Source organism: Oleiphilus sp. HI0066 (genome assembly GCF_001635725.1).
In genome coordinates this window covers 1-1,518 of the sequence record NZ_LWFH01001449.1, presented here as the reverse complement: position 1 = coordinate 1,518, position 1,518 = coordinate 1, and the positions used below count along the sequence as shown (strand labels likewise).

At 44.6% G+C, this 1,518-nt stretch carries 1 protein-coding gene; it reads right to left on the bottom strand.

From position 1 onward, the window contains the following. Positions 1-1,094, bottom strand: a 1,094-nt coding sequence (gene traF / locus A3738_RS22605) for a conjugal transfer protein TraF (protein ID WP_068763864.1), incomplete at its 3' end; no start/stop codon positions are given. Positions 1,095-1,518 lie beyond the last annotated feature (424 nt).

The following is a 1,518-nucleotide window of genomic DNA, read 5'->3' as shown; positions in this document are numbered from 1 at the left end:
ATGCGCATGCCCGCNCGGAGGTGAAAGTCGTCTCTTAAAAAATATTCTCCACCGAAACTTAGAAAGCGGGTTAATCCTTCGAAGTCATAGACCTCGTTTTCTGAAAGATCGATATCCATAGTAAGCATGTAGTTTTGGCGGTAATGCGCCACGCCAAACTGATAGAGTGCTTGCACAGCACGAGCTGTGCCGGGATAAGGGCCTGTGCGGCTCGCATTTTCAGGTCTGTATGGTGTGAAATCGGTCGGGATCATGTTCATACCAACAAAAGAGAAAATCCATTCGCCGTCGAGTATCGGACCTGAAAGGCCTAGCTCTTCGCGCATAAAGGATTCGGTCATTAACATTGAGAACCCTAAATCAACATTCCATTCTAAGAAATCACGACTTACCTGTTTGTCTGGTGGGTTGCGTGGGTTATATGTGTTAATACTTTCCGCGCGATGTGAACCCCTTATTTCGACTAGCTTGGGCGTGAAGCCCCAAGATATTGGCATGTTGTAAGAAATTACATTTGTGGTGGCTACGGTAACACCGAACTCACTAATATCGACATAGGTGTTGTCGACGGTTGAACTGAGTCGCTCCTCAAGAGTCCCTAAAACAGAACCACCGCTATCGAGAGTGTCTATTAATTCCGCAAACTTGGCTTCATCCTTGTTAAGAATCGTCGTCATTTCACGTATATCACGGCGAGTATAAAAGTTAATCGTGACCGGACGAGTATCTACTAATAAATTGAAGACAGTCGTTTCATCTTTTCGATAGCCCTCTAAATTCATTTGACGAATGACGTCTCTAACTTCCGCTGCATCTGATGAGGTGGGGCCTGAAAGACGGTCATAGTCCTGAACAATATTGCTATCTTGGAAGTTATTTAAGGACTCCTCCCAATCGGTGTTATACAGTTCACGAGCACCCATTGATGCACTGAGATATAAGCGATCAGGTTTAGAGCCTCTGTTAAAAGCGATTAAAGCAGGGTTGTGAAGGGATGCGTTGAATTTAGTCGCTGCTGCAGCGCCAGTACCTCCCATCGCCATGGATCTTGGGTCAAGTAAGGTTCTATAGCCAGCAATTGTTTGAGCACTCATGCAGAGGCATATGAATGTTATTAGGCCTCTGAAACTGCTAGTTCGCATTATTGGTCACTTCCTACATTTTTAAATTCGCACAACCTAAGGATTGTAACGAATTGCAAGCGCTTGCAAAGGCATATACGTCACGAAACCGTACTCTTTTCTTCGATACTTAAATGCTCGAAGCGTTTGGATTTAAGCGGCAATCGTTTGCCAAAAAGCGCTGGCATAGAAATTGGTTAGTTCTCAACAAATAAATAATTTTGTCGTCTTGCTAGTAGGTAGTTCGGATGCGTAGGTTTACCTTGTCTCAATATGTTTTAGCTTTTTTGCTTACTCTACAGTCTGCCGTTTCTTTTGCGCAGTGGTTCGAGTCGACAGGAGAGGCTTCACTTTCTGACGTGAGCTATGTTGAGGCGCGAGAAGCGGCCAGACAAGA